Genomic DNA, 15,716 nt, shown 5'->3' with positions numbered 1-15,716 from the left:
TGGAAAGATTGATAAATAAAATTCATAAGTCATGCTGGACTATTTATATTATGGTACTCGCTCTCGCCATATAGAGGGGTATTGTGTTGGTGTTTTTAGCAATATATAAAGAAATATGGAACGCATCGAACAGATTTTATAATAATTCAAAACAACATTTATTGGTGATCATTGGCTTGGTCTGTGTAGTGAGTTTAATCAATTCGCTGTTACCCTATCTGATTAAACTGATTATTGATGGCACACAACATGGCAAGGGCATCCATTATATTTATATTCTGGTTGTTTCGTATTGCTTCGCCTGGCTGTTGTCCCAGATTCTTGAGTGGACCAGAAATTTCTTTCATGTTGTGGTCATGTCTAGACTGGAGTCTTCCGTTCTGATTACTGGACTGGAAAATTATTTAAAAATAGAGAAGTTACAACAGGACAAGATTGATACGGGCGTATTCAATTCTGAGGCAATGCGCGCCAGCAGCTCGTTTTCGTCACTAACCCTTTCGCTATTATTTGTATTTCTACCCGCAATCTTTCAACTGTTTTTTATTAGCTACATTTTATATATCAATATTAATGCGTTTTTTGCATTGGGTTTTATTGGGACGGCATTACTTATGTTTGCCATTTCCTATTTTATTACCCGAAAAAGCAAGGAATATTATGAACCCCTGTATTCTGTAAAAAGTATCCTGAACAGTAAGTTTCTGGAAAAAGTGAATAACAGCTATGAAATTAAGGCGAATAACGCGGTTGATTTTGAGGTGAATCGCTTTGAGCGCAATGTCAAAAGCTATATTGGGCAAATGTCGCATAGCCACATGAAGATCGCCAGCCTTATGGTATTGCAAATCATTTTAATTTTTGTCTTTTTACTGACGTTCCTGCTGATGTCCACCAAGTTATTTTCTCTCGGAAAGATAACCACGGGGGATATGGTGATGATCAGCTCCTACATCATGATGCTGACCATTCCTTTCTTGATGATTTCCCAACAAGTCAACCTGATTTCAGGGCAGGTGGTGGCGATTAAAAAATTTCACAACTATTTCAGGATGAAAAAAGACCAGAACAGCCAGCAGCATTATTCAGACAGCCATCTATTGTTTGCATTCGCTGATGTAGTACTGGAGGTGGGCGGACGCGTCATACAGCAATTTAACCTGAAGCTCTATAAAAATAAAACCTATGTCCTGATTGGGAAAACAGGTTCTGGAAAATCCACCCTGATCAATTATCTGCTGGGTTTCTACAAAATCAGGGCTGGAAAATTATTCTATAAGGATCTGGATATTAGCCAGAATTATTCAGAAAAGATTTTCGATGAAATCGCATTTGTTGGGCAAAACTATTCCATTTTTACAGGTTCCTTGCGGGAGAATCTGGTCTATAACTCAAGGCATTGCTATGCTGATGAGGAGATCAAGCAGCTACTGGGCCTTTTTGACCTGCAACACCTGCTTGTAGATAAAAACCTGTCACTAGATGATGACATCAATGAATACCTGAAAAGCTTTTCAGGAGGAGAAAAACAGCGTTTAAATATATTGCGCGCAATTCTAAAGAAACCCAGGGTCCTTATTCTAGATGAACCCACTTCAGCACTGGATTCAAAGACTGCCATTCAAATCCTGAACTACCTGAAAACCAATGTTGAAACCCTGATCGTAATTACCCATTCACAAGAATGTCGGGACTTGGCGGATGAAATCATCAATGTGGAACAGTTATTTCAATCCGCCTAATTCTAAAAGTTTCCAGCCATTTCCCCTAAATGGCTGGAAATAGCTTTAATCAATGGCAAGGTCAGTAAAGATTTTCACCTGATTCCGTCCATTGGCCTTGACCGCATACAATGCCTGATCGGCCTGACTAATGATTAAATGGGGTTCATCCGCACTCACTGAACTGCTAATGCCAAAGCTGGCACTGACCGAAAATTCCTGCTGATATTCCGTGATAAAGTTCAGGTGGGAGATTGCCAGACGGCAGCGTTCCGCCACACTTTGTGCCTGTGCCGTCGTGGTGTTCGGCAGTAGCAAAATAAACTCCTCACCACCAAAACGCCCAATCACATCCAGGTCACGTATGTTGTTTGCCAGACATCTTGCCACCTGAACCAGCACCTGATCGCCCATGCTGTGCCCAAACTGGTCATTAATATTTTTAAAGTGATCTAAATCGAGTAGCACAATTGAATATAACGGGTCAGGCTGCTGGTGCAGCTTTTCCAGATAGCTGCTGATGCTGCGTCGGTTCAGCACATTGGTGAGGGGGTCAAGACGGCTGAGGACCTGAATGGCGGTTTCCCGTGTGCGCCACTGGGTCAGCAAGACCTCAAACAGGAATAGGCAGGCAAGCAGGATGGGAACAAGGAAGAACATCATGCTGCCCACCCAGAATGGATGCATGGCAACCTTGTTAATTTCCGCCATATTAAACAGTGGGGCGTAGGTGAGTGCTCCGATGATGCTCATATAATTGCAGAACAACAGGGCAATGGTGGCAGGCACAAGGGCGCAGTAAATCATTTTACGGTTAAACAGGATCAAGCCCACACCCACCACGCTGACATAACCCACCATGGTTGCTGGACTAAAGCTTCCCACCAGATAGCTGTTGTGGCAAAGCATTGCGGTAAAGACTTGCACCGTAATGAGGGGAAGAAACTCCTTTGCCCATTTCCGATCCCTATAAAAGTGGCAGGGAAAAATGAGGGCAACTAAAACCACAAGCATAATCAGGCTGGTCCATAACTGAGACCAGACCAGGTTTAAATGTACCCATGCTGAATATGCTGGATGGGTGAGGACAAAAATATCCCAGCTGATCCAGAACAGGTTCATAACAGCAGCAAGTATCAGTAATAAAATACTTTTTTTAAGTATGGTCCAATTGACTACAATTTGATGTTCCAAAAAAAGCCTGAGGCCCCATCTTTTTGTGTCAGTTGACCTATTAAAACGAATCTTGACCATTGGCATGCATCCTTATATGCAATGAGATTCCGTAGGAACTGTAGAGTTGTCGTCAAAATATTGAAGAATAATAATTAAAATAACAATAACATCTTTGGAATGAGAAAAAAGTCTAGCTCTGGGCTTTTTAATGCAAATTATAACGGGAAAATTTTTTGAAAAAGGGGCTATGATCTGAATATTCAATCAAATTTATTTTATGATGACAAAATTAAATTAAGAGTGACAATGGTCAGACATAGCTGACCATTTTTGCTTAAAATTTAAGCGGCCTAGTCACGGTCAAGTGAATGGGCGAAATCCGCAATATCCGCCAGTGCCTGTTTTGCCTCAGGAAACCATGCATTGAACATCTGGAAATTATGCCACATGCCTGTGTAGAGCTTGAACCGAACCTTGACACCCGCCTGCTCCGCCTTTTCCCTAAAGCGTTTTGAATCATCCAGCAGAATCTCTTTTGAACCCACCTGAACCAGTGTCGGTGGCAGACCCTTGAGGTCATCAAACAAGGGTGAGACACGTGGATCATCTGGCTGGGTACCATCTTTTAAATAATGGTTGATACCTGCCTGCAACGCCTCTATGGAGAGCAGGGCATCATGTTTCTGGTTAAAACGCAGCGATTCACTGGTTAAGGTCAGGTCCAGATAAGGTGACATCAAAATTAAGCCGCTTGGCATCAGCTCTGGCTGCTGCTTTAGGCGTAGACACAGGGCCAGCGCAAGATTGGCACCACAGGAATCACCAGAAACAATAATGTCTTTCGGTTGAATTCCCTGTACCAGAAGCGCCTGATAGACATCAAAAATGGCGTCGATTGCCTCAGGATAGGGATGTTCAGGCGCAAGCGGATAATCCACGTGGATGACCTGCATTTGTGTACGCGCTGCAATATCCGTCATTAGGGCGCGGTGCGTATTCAGGTTACCCAGAAAAAATGCACCCCCATGAATGTGGAGAATCAGTTGGGTGGCAGAAGCCTGTGCCTTGATCTCTTCACCACGTACACCCGCCAGACGTAATGGACGGATTTGTACGGTTTGGTCCTTTGGAAATACACGGCAAAGTTGGTCAAGCAACGGTCGTAAAGCATTTGGGGCCAAATTAAACTGACTCGGCGTGCGAATGGTCGCTTTTAGTAGCGATTCAGTAAAATAATATTTCCAGACAGTACCAAATTTCATAGTTTTTCCATATTGTTAGGTCAGTATAATAATAAGAGAGTTCAGGCACTTGAGCTTTATTTTATAGGTGAATAAAGCGTTGGGCTTATACCCCTCAAGATTCTTACTCAGGTTATACCAAATAGTCATAATCAAGAATTGCAATATTGATGAAAGTTCCCAATACTCGTGGTCTTGAAAGACCCCTTAAGGATATTACAAAAATGAAGAAAATTGCTTTAGCACTAGGATTACTCGGTTTAACTGCTTTTGCCAATGCGGCAGATGCATTGAACGGTAGCGTTTGGCAGACAATCGATGATGAAACGAAGCAGCCAAAAGCGATTGTGAAGTTTACTGAGCAAAAGGACGGTTCGTTAACAGCGTCTATTCAAAAATATTTAGTTCCAGGTCAGGAAGATGCCTGCTCTAAATGTGAAGGAACCTATCACAACAAATCACTTAAAGGTGTGACTATTGTGCATGGCCTGAAAAATGTCGGTGGTGTGAATTACGATGGTGGTTCAATTATCGACCCTAAAAATGGCAAGACCTATAAGTTGAAAGCTGAAATCATCGAGGGTGGTAAAAAGCTTAAACTGCGTGGTTATATTGGTGTGGCCGCTCTAGGCCGTAACCAGACTTGGGTTCGTGCTAACTAATTTGAGTTTGAACTGAAAAAAACCGAGTCCTGAGACTCGGTTTTTTATTTTTATCTGTTTAAGCGGAGAGATTCTGGTAAGTCGCCTCATCAAAGCCAATCACAAAGCCCTGTGGAGTTTGCAGCACTGGACGTTTTATCAGGCTAGGTTGGGCAATGAGGGTCTCAATCAGGTTTTGCTCATTGCTGCTGGCATGGGCCTGTTCCGTTTCGGATAACTTGCGCCAAGTTGTACCTTTTTTATTCAGCACCTTATCCGCACCCATTTCTTTCAGCCAAAGCGCTAAAGTTGCAGCATCAATCCCTTGTTTTTTGTAGTCATGAAATTCATAGGCAATACCCTTTGCCTGTAAGGCATCAAAGGCCTTTTTCATCGAATTGCAGTTTTTAATACCATAAATTTTAAACATGCTGTAAACCATAGAAAACAAGAAAAGATATGGCTGAAAGCCTAACGCAAAAAGAGGGTGATTTGCCAGTTGAGTTTTTTAGCCTATAACTCAATGCATGTTTGAAATGGTCAACAGACCCTGTTTATCAAGTAAATTGATGCAGTGTGTTGAGCAAAATTAAAATGATCAAATCAATCATGCTTTTTGATGAAAAAAGCTACAGACAAACGGGGTGAAAAATATCTAAGATTAAAAAAGAGAAAACCCGCATTTAATCTTCCTGATCATGCGGGTCTCATTTCAACGTCCAATGTCTCATCCATGCAAATAAACTTAAACTAAGTTTATTTTGTCTTCCTACGGCTTCCTATCCTTTTTTGGTCATCCTGACCGCTTCCCTGTGCCGTGGTGCTATAATGCCGTTACAGCCTATAAATAAAAATACACAAAAAACGACACAATCTGTCAGCCAAAGAGGCGGTCAAAGTGAACAAGTGTTCACTTATTCGTGTATTTTATAGTCAATGATGACAGGAGCATGGTCGCTAAACCATTGTTCTTTATATACCCATGCGTTCGCAGTCCGCATTTTCCAGTCAGGTGAACAGGCCTGATAGTCAATCCGCCAACCCACATTTTTTGCACGGGCCTGCCCACGATTTGACCACCATGAATACAATTCCGCCTCTTTTCGCACTTCGCGGAATGTATCGACATAACCCAGTTCATCATAAATATGGTCAAGCCATGCTCGCTCATGCGGTAAGCAGCCTGAAGATTTCTGGTTGCCTGTCCAGTTTTTAATATCAATGCGCTTATGCACGATGTTGTAGTCACCACAGACGATGATTGATTTATTCTCATCCCGCCATTGTTTTAATATTTGGGCGTATTCCTGTAGAAATAAATCTTTACGCGCCTGCGCTTCATCACCACTTGAACCTGATGGCAAGTATAGTGAGGCAATATGAACAGGCTGTGACAATCCCAGATCGAATTCAGCCGTAATAAAACGTCCCTGCGAATCGGCCAGTTCAAAACCCAAACCGTTTTGTACTGAAACAAATGGGAGGCGGCTGTAAATCGCCGTACCTGCATAGCCCGCACGTTCGGCAGGGAACAGGTGGGTATGCCAGCCCTCAGGCTTGAATTTATCGGTCCACTGTTCATGGGTAATGCGGCTTTCCTGCATACACACCACATCCGCACCCGACTGTTCCAACCATTCCAGCAGTCCCTTGGTCACGGAAGAACGCAGTCCGTTGACGTTAATTGAAATGACGCGAAGAATTTTTACATCACTTGGATAGCTATCCTTTGGTATCATGCGTATGTTTAACCTCAATTGAAGAATTTGGAGCACCTTATGACAACGCCTGTGTCATTTCATCCGCAAGCTTTTATCGAACTCGCATTATCACGTGGTGTGCTTAAATTTGGTGAGTTTACCTTAAAATCAGGTCGTATCAGTCCTTATTTCTTTAACGCGGGTTTACTGAATGATGGTGAGGCACTGTCGCTTTTAGCACAGGGCTATGCGGATAAACTGGTTCAGTGTGACAACGTGGGTGTGATTTTTGGTCCAGCTTATAAAGGCATCCCGTTTGTTGCTGCAACTGCGGTGGCGTTGTCTCAGGTGCATGGCAAAAGTGTACCTTGGGGTTTTAACCGTAAAGAAGCCAAAGATCATGGTGAAGGTGGTGTATTGGTTGGTGCATCAGTTGCGGGTCAGAAAGTCTGGATCATTGACGATGTGATCACTGCTGGGACTGCAATCCGCGAAGTGGTGACCATCTTAAAAAATGCGGGTGCAAGTATTGCAGGGGTTTTGGTAGCACTTGACCGTCAGGAACGTGGTCAGGGCGAGCTTTCTGCGATTCAGGAAGTGCAGCAAGAACTAGAAATTCCTGTGCATGCTTTAATCACCATGAAAGATTTGATGGATTATCTGGATGTAAAAGGTGAGAAAGAAGCCTTGGCAAATATGCAAGCCTATCGTGAGAAATATGGGATCTAAGTTGAAAGGAAGCGAAAGCTTCCTTTCTTATTGAGTTTAATTAATGAATTATTGGAAATAATGATTGAAAAATAAGCGTGGAACGTGAAAAATCATGTAAAAGCCGTTCCAGTGCGCTGAACCCTAGAACGGCTTACTTTAAGATATTGATGCGAAAAGGAAAAGTTCAAGTATTTCGTATAAGCTGTATTATGTTAATTTTAGAAACTCTTAATTTAATAGCTGTCTTTCACTTAGTTTTTTTAAAATTGATGGCTGAATAATATTTTTTAAAGTACCTATATCTGTTAATAATTGAAGTTCATTTTTTTCTCGTGACTCTATCTGTTTTTTAAGAACATCATTAGAGCTCTGAGCGATCATTCCTGATAAGGCTGCTATGCCTAAAGCTGCAATTGGAGATCCAACAGCTAAACCCATTATTGCACCGACTCCCATTACCACAGGAATATTATTTGTTTTATCAATATGCACTGCTTTACTTTTCGTATTTGCAACAAAAATTCCTTTTTTATTAATAAGTTCAATTGATTCCTCAAGTAAAACCATAAATTCAGAAGATTTTAATCCAAACTGTTGCCCAAATATAAATATTTGCTCAATGCTAATATTAGTCTCGCCTTTCTCAAGCTTAGATAATCCAGATGTACTCATTCCTGTACTCTCAGCTAATGATGTTTGCGTTATACCTTTAAACTCCCTTAAGCAATGGAGTAATGCTCCTGTCACATGAGAAACAGTAGTTGAAAAATTATAATTTAGTTCGCGCACCATGCTTTGCTCTAATTTGAAATAAATTTATTATAGCATAATTTCAAATAATCTATTGATTTCCTGATTTAGAGGAAATACAATGTTTTTGAAAAATTGAAACTACTTCAATTTATATGGAAATAGCAAAATGAAGCCACTTCTTATCCAATTCGGTCTTAAAATTTTAACTTTATTCTTAGATCATGCTTATCAACTGATAAAAATGAAATTAGAAGAATCTCGACGCTTAAAAGCTCAATCTACAATGAAAACTCTCAATTAATTGAGAGTTTTTCTTTATGCGAAAGGCTCACTTCACAAGCCTTTTATATAAGCCGTATTATGCTAATTTCATTATTAGTTCAATATTTTAAAAGCTATCATTTTTTTATTAGTCGGAAATAAAATGAGTTTTAAATCAAAAAACAACCTAGATAAACTTAAATTTATCAGATACATGAGAAGTGAAAATGAAGTAAGTGATGATTTTTTTGATATCAAAAAATTTCTGTCAGAAAAGCTTCATCCTTTAGAAATTAAAGCTAATGATACTGCTGAATTATGGAAGGTTATTCAATATCTCCAAAAAACACACACGGATTTTTTGAAAGATGATTATTTCAAAGATGAATCAGCACGTATTAAATTTATATTAAAACATGGTGATCCAAATCAAAGGATTACCCTTCTTAAATTAGATACTCCTGATCCAAAATATTGGAAAAAATTAACCCAAATTGTAAAAAATGAGGATAGCGAAGCCTTTTTAGAACTTAAAAGATTAGAAAAACTCGCTAATACAGACTTTGAGGAGTAATTATCATGGATAAAGATTCTACAAATGAAATTATTCCTATTGAAGAGCTTAAAGGTAAGGATCAAATTAATTTTTCTGAAAAGATATCATCTGTACCTCAAAAAGATGCAGATAAGATCAAAAATAGCTTGCGTAGAAATGCAGTAATAAATTCGCAAACAGGAGAGACAGGTGTTGCTACCAAAGCCTTACCTACAATTTTAAATACAGATCCTGAAACTGCTAGAACCTACGCACTAACACAACCTAAAGAAAATTTTTTTGAAGATAATAAGGGAAATCAATATATAAAGACACCAACGTTAATTGCTGAAACTAGTAAACGAGCAGAAGAACCAAGACCACCAACACAAAGGGATATATTAAGACAATCTCGAACTTATTTGACAGATGTTTCTGATTCACCTGTAGCTGATAAAACCAGAGATCACCATCGAAAACAATTAGAAACTCAAATGAAAAAAGAAAAAAGAAATGTAAAAAGAGAAGCTATTAGAACTGGTAAATTAGATCCATCTAGCCCAATAGATGTTCACCATAAAGAATCAGTTAGTTCTGCACCAAGAAAAATGGCTGATCCCAAAAATCTTGACCCAGTTGATAGGGCATTACATCAAAAATGGCACAAGCAAGGAGGAGGAACAGCAGCTGAATGGGAAAGATTTAAAAAAGATGAAAGACATTAAGAATTTGATTTAACATAATGGCTGTTATGCGAATCACTCTTCCTCACACTTCTTACATTCCAGCATCGCCCCTAACTTTTCTTTACGCCCTTGTTCCGTCAACACCCAAGGGCGATTTTGCCAAGGTGGATCATGGCGCACATGCTGACCATGACCACAGGCGAGGTCAGCCACCCAATGATTTTCCTCATCCAGATGAAATCCAACAATGGCCTGTTGCATTTATTCACTCATGCTTTCGAGTTTAGAACTTTCCAAACCCTTTAAGAAACGATGACACAGATTATGAATCGCCACTAAATCATTGGGATCAACACCCAAAGAGCAGGCCAGTTTAAAAGGTATCAGGGTAACTTCATCTTTTGCCGAAAGCGCTTTTTCCAGCAAAATGACCTTTTTCATGCGCTCATCTTCCTTAACCGCAACACGCTTTAAAAACTGCTTTTCTTCCAGTTTTTTAATAATCGGCGTTAAGGTTCCTGAGTCAAAAAAAGTCTTTTGCCCAATTTCAGACAAGGTCACATTGTCTTTTTCATACAACGCCAGCAACACAATAAACTGTGGATAGGTCAGGTCATATTCCTGAAGCAATGGACGATATTGGCGAATCATGGCATTGGTCGCCGAGTACATGGCAAAACAGACTTGGTTATCCAGGTAAGCAATCTCAGTCATGATCCCATCCTTAATGTCGCAATATCGATAAAGCAGTATAAATTGAAAAACACAAAAAGTATATTGCGCATAATTAACTTGCACACAATATAATTGTGTGCAATATTATTTGTGCCGTAGCTTAACAAATAAACAAGGCTACTTTGGGAATGACACAAGTTTTATTGCAGAGAGAATTCTTATGACCAAGATTTATGATTTTCAGGCTGAACTTTTAGAGGGCGAACAAAAGAACCTCGCAGACTATCAAGGCAAAGTGCTGCTGGTGGTGAATACCGCAAGCCAGTGTGGTTTAACCCCACAGTTTGAGGGCTTGGAAAAGCTATATCAGGACTATCAGCAGCAGGGCTTGGTGATTTTGGGCTTTCCATGTAACCAGTTTGCCAACCAAGACCCGTCAAGCAATGAGGAAATTGGCAGCTTCTGTCAGCGCAACTATGGCGTGTCATTTCCCATGTTTGCCAAGGTTGATGTCAATGGGCCAACTGCCCATCCGCTTTATCAGTATTTAACCTCAGAGGCCAAAGGACTTTTGGGAAGCAGTATAAAGTGGAATTTCACCAAGTTTTTGATCAATCAAAAAGGTGAGGTGGTGAAACGTTATGCGCCAATCACCAAACCAGAAAAAATTGCCAAGGATATTCAACGTTTATTGTCATAAGGCAGTATTCGCATGTTGGGAAATGTATCTGGCTGGAACTCAAACGAGTCAAACATTTCCCAAACCTGCCCACAATTGAAAAAGAAAGATGATGCTGTTGTAGATAATTGAATAAAATAGATTTTTTATTATTTAATATTTACATAACTTGTTCAGCCATAAGCAGAAAACTTGGTTATACTTTTCGGCAAGATTAAAAATACGAGCGTCAGGTTATGCGTGTACTTGTGGTGATGGACCCAATTGAAACAGTCAATCTCAAGAAAGATTCAACCATGGCAATGCTATGGGCGGCAAGCCGTCGTGGACATGAGCTGGGTTATGCACTGCAACAGGATTTATATATCGAACAAGGCAAGGCATTCGGCCTGATTTCACCATTAAAGGTGTTTGAAGACTACAGTCATTATTATGAGCTGGGCGAGAAACAAAAAGAGTCGCTCGCCGCCTATGACGTGGTGCTGATGCGTAAAGACCCACCATTTGACATGAACTTTGTCTATACCACCTACATTCTGGAACAGGCGGAGCGTGAGAGGGTATGGATCATCAATAGACCGCAATCACTGCGTGACTGTAATGAAAAGCTGTTTGCGACCCAGTTTCCAGAACTTCAGGTTCCGACCTTGGTAACATCCCAACAAAGCCTGATTCGTGAGTTTATCAAGGAGCATGGTGATGTCATCGTGAAACCTCTGGATGGCATGGGGGGCATGGGGATTTTCCGCCTCTATCAGGATGGTGTGAACATTGGTTCGACCCTGGAAATGCTCACGGAAATGGGAACACGTCCAATCATGGCACAGCGTTATATCCCTGAAATTGTCGAAGGCGATAAACGCATCCTGATGGTCAATGGTGAGCCAGTTCCTTATTGTCTGGCGCGTATTCCGCAAAATGGTGAGGTACGTGGCAATCTGGCGGCAGGTGGTTTGGGGCAGGCACGTCCACTGACTGAAAATGACAAAATGATTGCTGCAAAGGTTGGACCTTTCCTGCGTGAAAAGGGTCTAGTGTTTGTCGGGCTGGATGTGATTGGAAATTATGTCACTGAAATTAATGTCACCAGCCCAACCTGTATTCGGGAAATTGATGCCCAGTTTGGCACCTCAATTGCCGATGATTTGTTTACTGTGCTTGAGGCTGGACGACAGAACTAGACTCCCTGTTTGTTGGCCGAATTGCCCATTTGTTTTTGATGCTGATTGCAAGGCAAATGGGCAATCGGATGTAGTGCTCCCCTGTTTCTAACAAACAATTGAAAAAAGCGGGGCTTTCTGTTGTAAACAGGTGAAATTCGCTTTTCGTGAATGAAGCTTTAGGATTAAAATAACTTCCGAAAACAATAGACGATAACTTTTTTTTTGAGTTGAAGAATTAGACCGTGACCAATTCACCGCAGAACAAACCCAAACATGTCATGATGATGGCCGCTGGTACAGGTGGGCATGTTTTTCCAGCACTGGCTGTTGCAAAACAACTTCAACAGGAAGGCTGTCAGGTGTCGTGGCTTGCGACACCTACAGGTATGGAAAATCGGTTACTCAAAGACCAAAATATTCCGATTTATCAAATTGACATTCAGGGCGTGCGTGGCAATGGCTTGTTGCGTAAACTCAGTGCACCTTTTAAGATTCTCAAGGCGACCATGAGCGCAATGCGCTATATGCGGCAGCTCAAGGTTGATGCGGTGGCGGGCTTTGGTGGCTATGTGGCTGGACCAGGTGGGTTGGCTGCACGTATTTTGGGGATTCCGATCCTGATTCATGAGCAAAATGCCATTGCTGGATTTACCAATACGCAATTGGCGCGTATTGCCACGACAGTTTGTCAGGCTTTTCCAAATACTTTCCCAACTAGTGATAAAGTGGTGACCACAGGCAATCCTGTGCGTGCGGAAATTTCTGCGATTTTGAATCCATCATGGCGTTACCAGACCCGTGAACAGGAGCATCAGCCCCTTAGTGTTCTGATTGTCGGGGGGTCACTGGGTGCGCAGGCCTTAAATGAGCGTTTGCCTGAGGCGTTAAGCAAGGTGAATATTCCTTTAAAGGTGTTTCACCAATGTGGGCAGAATCAGCAGGATTTAACCCGTGTTCGTTACCATGATGCACCTAAAAGCCTACAGGTGCAGGTTGAGCCGTTTATTCATGATATGGCAAAGGCTTATAGTGAGGCTGACCTGATTATCTGTCGTGCAGGTGCGTTAACGGTAACGGAAGTGGCGACTGCGGGCCTTGCGGCGATTTTTGTGCCTTTGCCGATTGCGGTGGATGACCATCAGACCGCCAATGCCAAATTTCTGGCAAATGTGGGTGCTGCCAAGATTTGCCAGCAAGCCAATATGACACCGTCCTTTCTGGGAGAACTGCTGGGCGCTTTGCTCAACCGTCAGTTGCTCTCTGAAATGGCAATTAATGCACGCCAACAAGCACAACCGAATGCCACCCAGCATGTGGTTGACCTGATCAAGAAATTGTAATTCGAGTTTATCTATGTCTCCTACCAATCCAAACCAAGCCAAAAAGCTGATTAAAGTGCCAGAAATGCGCCGTATTAAACATATCCACTTTGTTGGTATTGGTGGTGCGGGGATGTGTGGTATTGCTGAAGTTCTAAAAAATCAGGGCTATAAAATTTCGGGTTCGGACATTAAGGAATCCAAAACCACCACGCATCTCGAAGCAAATGGCATCAAGGTTTATATTGGGCATTCAGCCGACAATATTAAGAATGCCAATGTATTGGTGGTTTCAACGGCAATCGACCCTGAAAATCCAGAGATCAAGGCGGCCATTGAGCAACGTACCCCGATTGTGCGCCGTGCGGAAATGCTGGGTGAGCTGATGCGTTACCGTCATGGCATTGCGGTTGCAGGTACGCATGGTAAAACCACCACTACCAGCTTGTTGACCACCATGCTGGCTGAGGAAAACCTTGACCCAACCTATGTGATTGGTGGTTTGCTCAATAGTACAGGGGTTAATGCGGCACTGGGCGAAAGTCGCTTTATCGTGGCGGAAGCCGATGAGTCGGATGCATCATTCCTGTATTTGCAGCCAATGGCGGCCATTGTCACCAATATTGATGCCGACCACATGGATACCTATGAGGGTAGCTTTGACAAGTTAAAGGATACGTTCATCCAGTTTCTACATAACCTACCATTCTATGGTTTGGCTGTGGTCTGTGGTGATGATGCCAATATCCGCGAGATTCTGCCACGTATTGGCCGTCCAATCCTGACCTATGGTTTTGGTGAGGATAATGATATTCGTGCAGTTGAAGTGGTGCAGGATGGCATGCAGTCGCACTTTACTGTGTTGCGTAAAGACCGTGAGCCATTGCGCGTCACCATCAACCAGCCAGGTCTGCATAATGTCCTGAATGCATTGGCGGCCATTGGTGTGGCAACCGATGAGGGTGTTTCTGATGGGGCGATTTGTCGCGCATTGGAGGGCTTTAGCGGTGTCGGCCGTCGCTTCCAGGTTCAGGGTGAGTTTGAAGTTGGCGAGGGTTTGGTGAAATTGGTGGATGACTATGGTCATCATCCGAAAGAAGTTGAAGCGACTATTAAGGCGGCCCGTGCCAGCCACCCAGACCGCCGTTTGGTGATGATGTTCCAGCCACACCGTTTTAGCCGTACACGTGACTGTTTCGATGACTTTGTGGATGTGTTGTCGCAGGTGGATCAACTGTTATTGTTAGAAGTCTATCCAGCGGGTGAAAAACCGATTGTGGGGGCAGATAGCCGTGCGCTGGCACGCAGCATTCGACTGCGGGGTGAGGTGGAGCCGATTCTGGTTGATCCTGTGGATGGCAATTTACCAAATGTTTTACAAAAAGTGTTACAAGCAAATGACCTGTTATTAACACAAGGTGCGGGTAACGTGGGTGCAATTTCGGTAGAATTGGCCCAGCATCGCCTGTATGCCAAATAATGTGTGTTGTGAATATTAAAAGTTTTACAGTTTTAAGGATATAAACGTGTCAAATGCTGCAAAATTCGGCAAAGTTGCCGTGTTGTTTGGTGGGAAATCAGCTGAACGTGCTGTGTCACTGGATAGTGGTCAGGCTGTTTTAGAGGCGCTGCTGCGTTCGGGTGTACAGGCAGAGGCATTTGACCCGCAGGAACGTAGCGTGACGGAACTGGTTGGCTATGACCGTGCCTTTATTGTACTGCATGGCCGTGGTGGTGAGGATGGCCAGATTCAGGGTGTTCTTGAATGGCTAAACATTCCATATACGGGAACTGGCGTACAGGGTTCCGCAATTGGCATGGACAAGGTGAAGACTAAGCAAATCTGGCAGGGCAGTGACTTGCCAACCGCACCTTATCGCATCGTCACCAAGGATTCTGACTTAAATGCGGTGATTGCAGATTTAGGCCTGCCTGTGATTATCAAGCCTGTGCATGAAGGCTCAAGTGTCGGCATGAGCAAGGTTGAGAAAGCAGAGGATTTTGCCAACGCAATTGAAAAAGCCACACAGCATGATGCGGTGGTGATGGCCGAAAAATGGATTACAGGCCGTGAATTTACCATTTCATTCCTGAATGGTCAGCCATTGCCTGTGATTCGCTTGCAACCGCCAGCAGATGTTGCCTTTTATGACTATGAGGCGAAATACCAGCGTGACGATGTGCAGTATGGGATTCCCTGTGGTTTAAGCGAGGCTGAGGAGAAAAGCCTACAGGCGCTTTGCCTGCGTGCGTTTCAGGCGGTTGGTGCAGAGGGCTGGGGACGTATTGATGCCATGCAGGACCAGGATGGAAACTTCTGGTTGCTGGAGGTGAATACCGTACCAGGCATGACCAGCCACTCTTTGGTGCCTAAGGCGGCACAGGCGGTGGGTTATGGTTTTGATCAACTGTGTGTTGCGATCCTAGAGCAAACCCTGGCGAAGTCGGCTTAATT

17 protein-coding genes are annotated in these 15,716 nt (G+C 42.7%); 10 read left to right on the top strand and 7 right to left on the bottom strand.

The genetic code is table 11. The features are described from left to right. Positions 1 to 83 precede the first annotated feature (83 nt). Positions 84 to 1,742 (top strand): ABC transporter ATP-binding protein, encoded by a 1,659-nt coding sequence (locus QTA56_RS12610; protein WP_326498161.1) that lies wholly within the window; start codon positions 84 to 86, stop codon positions 1,740 to 1,742. A gap of 45 nt (positions 1,743 to 1,787) precedes the next feature. Here the strand turns inward: QTA56_RS12610 and QTA56_RS12605 are convergent, their stop codons facing one another. Then, entirely contained in the window at positions 1,788 to 2,975 is a 1,188-nt protein-coding gene (locus tag QTA56_RS12605; protein ID WP_267981289.1) for a GGDEF domain-containing protein, read from the bottom strand. Positions 2,976 to 3,247: 272 nt separating this feature from the next. Beyond that, a complete protein-coding gene (locus QTA56_RS12600; protein ID WP_267981288.1) occupies positions 3,248 to 4,159 on the bottom strand; it encodes an alpha/beta hydrolase in 912 nt (303 codons plus the stop codon). A 203-nt stretch (positions 4,160 to 4,362) separates the two neighbouring features. Here QTA56_RS12600 and QTA56_RS12595 point away from each other — a divergent pair, with 203 nt between their 5' ends. Next, positions 4,363 to 4,800 carry a DUF2147 domain-containing protein gene (locus tag QTA56_RS12595; protein ID WP_267981287.1) on the top strand — a complete coding sequence of 146 codons (438 nt, stop codon included), beginning with the start codon at positions 4,363 to 4,365 and terminating at the stop codon, positions 4,798 to 4,800. A 58-nt stretch (positions 4,801 to 4,858) separates the two neighbouring features. On the opposite strand, the gene QTA56_RS12590 is transcribed toward QTA56_RS12595, so the two are convergent. Both QTA56_RS12590 and QTA56_RS12585 read right to left on the bottom strand, forming a co-directional pair. Continuing rightward, positions 4,859 to 5,209 (bottom strand): arsenate reductase, encoded by a 351-nt coding sequence (locus QTA56_RS12590; protein WP_267981286.1) that lies wholly within the window; start codon positions 5,207 to 5,209, stop codon positions 4,859 to 4,861. A gap of 484 nt (positions 5,210 to 5,693) precedes the next feature. Continuing rightward, the gene (locus QTA56_RS12585; RefSeq protein ID WP_267981285.1) at positions 5,694 to 6,518 is read right to left on the bottom strand and encodes an exodeoxyribonuclease III; all 825 of its coding nucleotides are present in this window, start codon (positions 6,516 to 6,518) and stop codon (positions 5,694 to 5,696) included. Positions 6,519 to 6,557: 39 nt separating this feature from the next. Between QTA56_RS12585 and pyrE the strand changes: the two genes are divergently transcribed. After that, positions 6,558 to 7,208 (top strand): orotate phosphoribosyltransferase, encoded by a 651-nt coding sequence (pyrE, locus tag QTA56_RS12580; protein WP_267981284.1) that lies wholly within the window; start codon positions 6,558 to 6,560, stop codon positions 7,206 to 7,208. A 210-nt stretch (positions 7,209 to 7,418) separates the two neighbouring features. Here the strand turns inward: pyrE and QTA56_RS12575 are convergent, their stop codons facing one another. Then, positions 7,419 to 7,982 (bottom strand): helix-turn-helix domain-containing protein, encoded by a 564-nt coding sequence (locus QTA56_RS12575; RefSeq protein WP_096902761.1) that lies wholly within the window; start codon positions 7,980 to 7,982, stop codon positions 7,419 to 7,421. Positions 7,983 to 8,367: 385 nt separating this feature from the next. On the opposite strand from QTA56_RS12575, the gene QTA56_RS12570 reads away from it, so the two are divergent. Together QTA56_RS12570 and QTA56_RS12565 are read left to right on the top strand one after the other, a co-directional pair. After that, positions 8,368 to 8,778, top strand: coding sequence for a hypothetical protein (locus tag QTA56_RS12570; RefSeq protein WP_267981283.1), 411 nt, complete (start codon positions 8,368 to 8,370; stop codon positions 8,776 to 8,778). A 5-nt stretch (positions 8,779 to 8,783) separates the two neighbouring features. Further along, positions 8,784 to 9,464 (top strand): hypothetical protein, encoded by a 681-nt coding sequence (locus tag QTA56_RS12565; RefSeq protein ID WP_267981282.1) that lies wholly within the window; start codon positions 8,784 to 8,786, stop codon positions 9,462 to 9,464. Between the two features lie 33 nt (positions 9,465 to 9,497). Here QTA56_RS12565 and QTA56_RS12560 read toward each other — a convergent pair whose 3' ends face one another. After that, positions 9,498 to 9,686, bottom strand: coding sequence for a DUF3565 domain-containing protein (locus tag QTA56_RS12560; RefSeq protein ID WP_267981281.1), 189 nt, complete (start codon positions 9,684 to 9,686; stop codon positions 9,498 to 9,500). Further along, positions 9,687 to 10,139, bottom strand: a complete 453-nt coding sequence (locus QTA56_RS12555) for a MarR family winged helix-turn-helix transcriptional regulator (protein ID WP_267981280.1) — start codon at positions 10,137 to 10,139, stop codon at positions 9,687 to 9,689. 181 nt (positions 10,140 to 10,320) lie between these two features. On the opposite strand from QTA56_RS12555, the gene QTA56_RS12550 reads away from it, so the two are divergent. From QTA56_RS12550 to QTA56_RS12530, 5 genes are all read left to right on the top strand, one after another. Beyond that, a complete protein-coding gene (locus tag QTA56_RS12550) occupies positions 10,321 to 10,800 on the top strand; it encodes a glutathione peroxidase (protein WP_267981279.1) in 480 nt (159 codons plus the stop codon). Between the two features lie 215 nt (positions 10,801 to 11,015). Continuing rightward, on the top strand, positions 11,016 to 11,960 hold the full coding sequence (gene gshB, locus QTA56_RS12545) for a glutathione synthase (protein ID WP_267981278.1): 945 nt from the start codon (positions 11,016 to 11,018) through the stop codon (positions 11,958 to 11,960). A 224-nt stretch (positions 11,961 to 12,184) separates the two neighbouring features. Further along, complete coding sequence (gene murG, locus QTA56_RS12540; protein WP_267981277.1) at positions 12,185 to 13,282, top strand: undecaprenyldiphospho-muramoylpentapeptide beta-N-acetylglucosaminyltransferase; 1,098 nt, start codon at positions 12,185 to 12,187, stop codon at positions 13,280 to 13,282. Positions 13,283 to 13,295: 13 nt separating this feature from the next. After that, positions 13,296 to 14,741 carry a UDP-N-acetylmuramate--L-alanine ligase gene (gene murC / locus QTA56_RS12535; RefSeq protein WP_267981276.1) on the top strand — a complete coding sequence of 482 codons (1,446 nt, stop codon included), beginning with the start codon at positions 13,296 to 13,298 and terminating at the stop codon, positions 14,739 to 14,741. Between the two features lie 46 nt (positions 14,742 to 14,787). After that, positions 14,788 to 15,714 (top strand): D-alanine--D-alanine ligase, encoded by a 927-nt coding sequence (locus QTA56_RS12530; protein ID WP_267981275.1) that lies wholly within the window; start codon positions 14,788 to 14,790, stop codon positions 15,712 to 15,714. The last annotated feature ends 2 nt before the right edge of the window (positions 15,715 to 15,716 follow it).

This window comes from Acinetobacter thutiue (assembly GCF_030385805.1).
Taxonomy (GTDB): Bacteria; Pseudomonadota; Gammaproteobacteria; order Pseudomonadales; family Moraxellaceae; genus Acinetobacter; species Acinetobacter corruptisaponis.
This window is presented reverse-complemented; position numbering and strand designations above follow the sequence as displayed.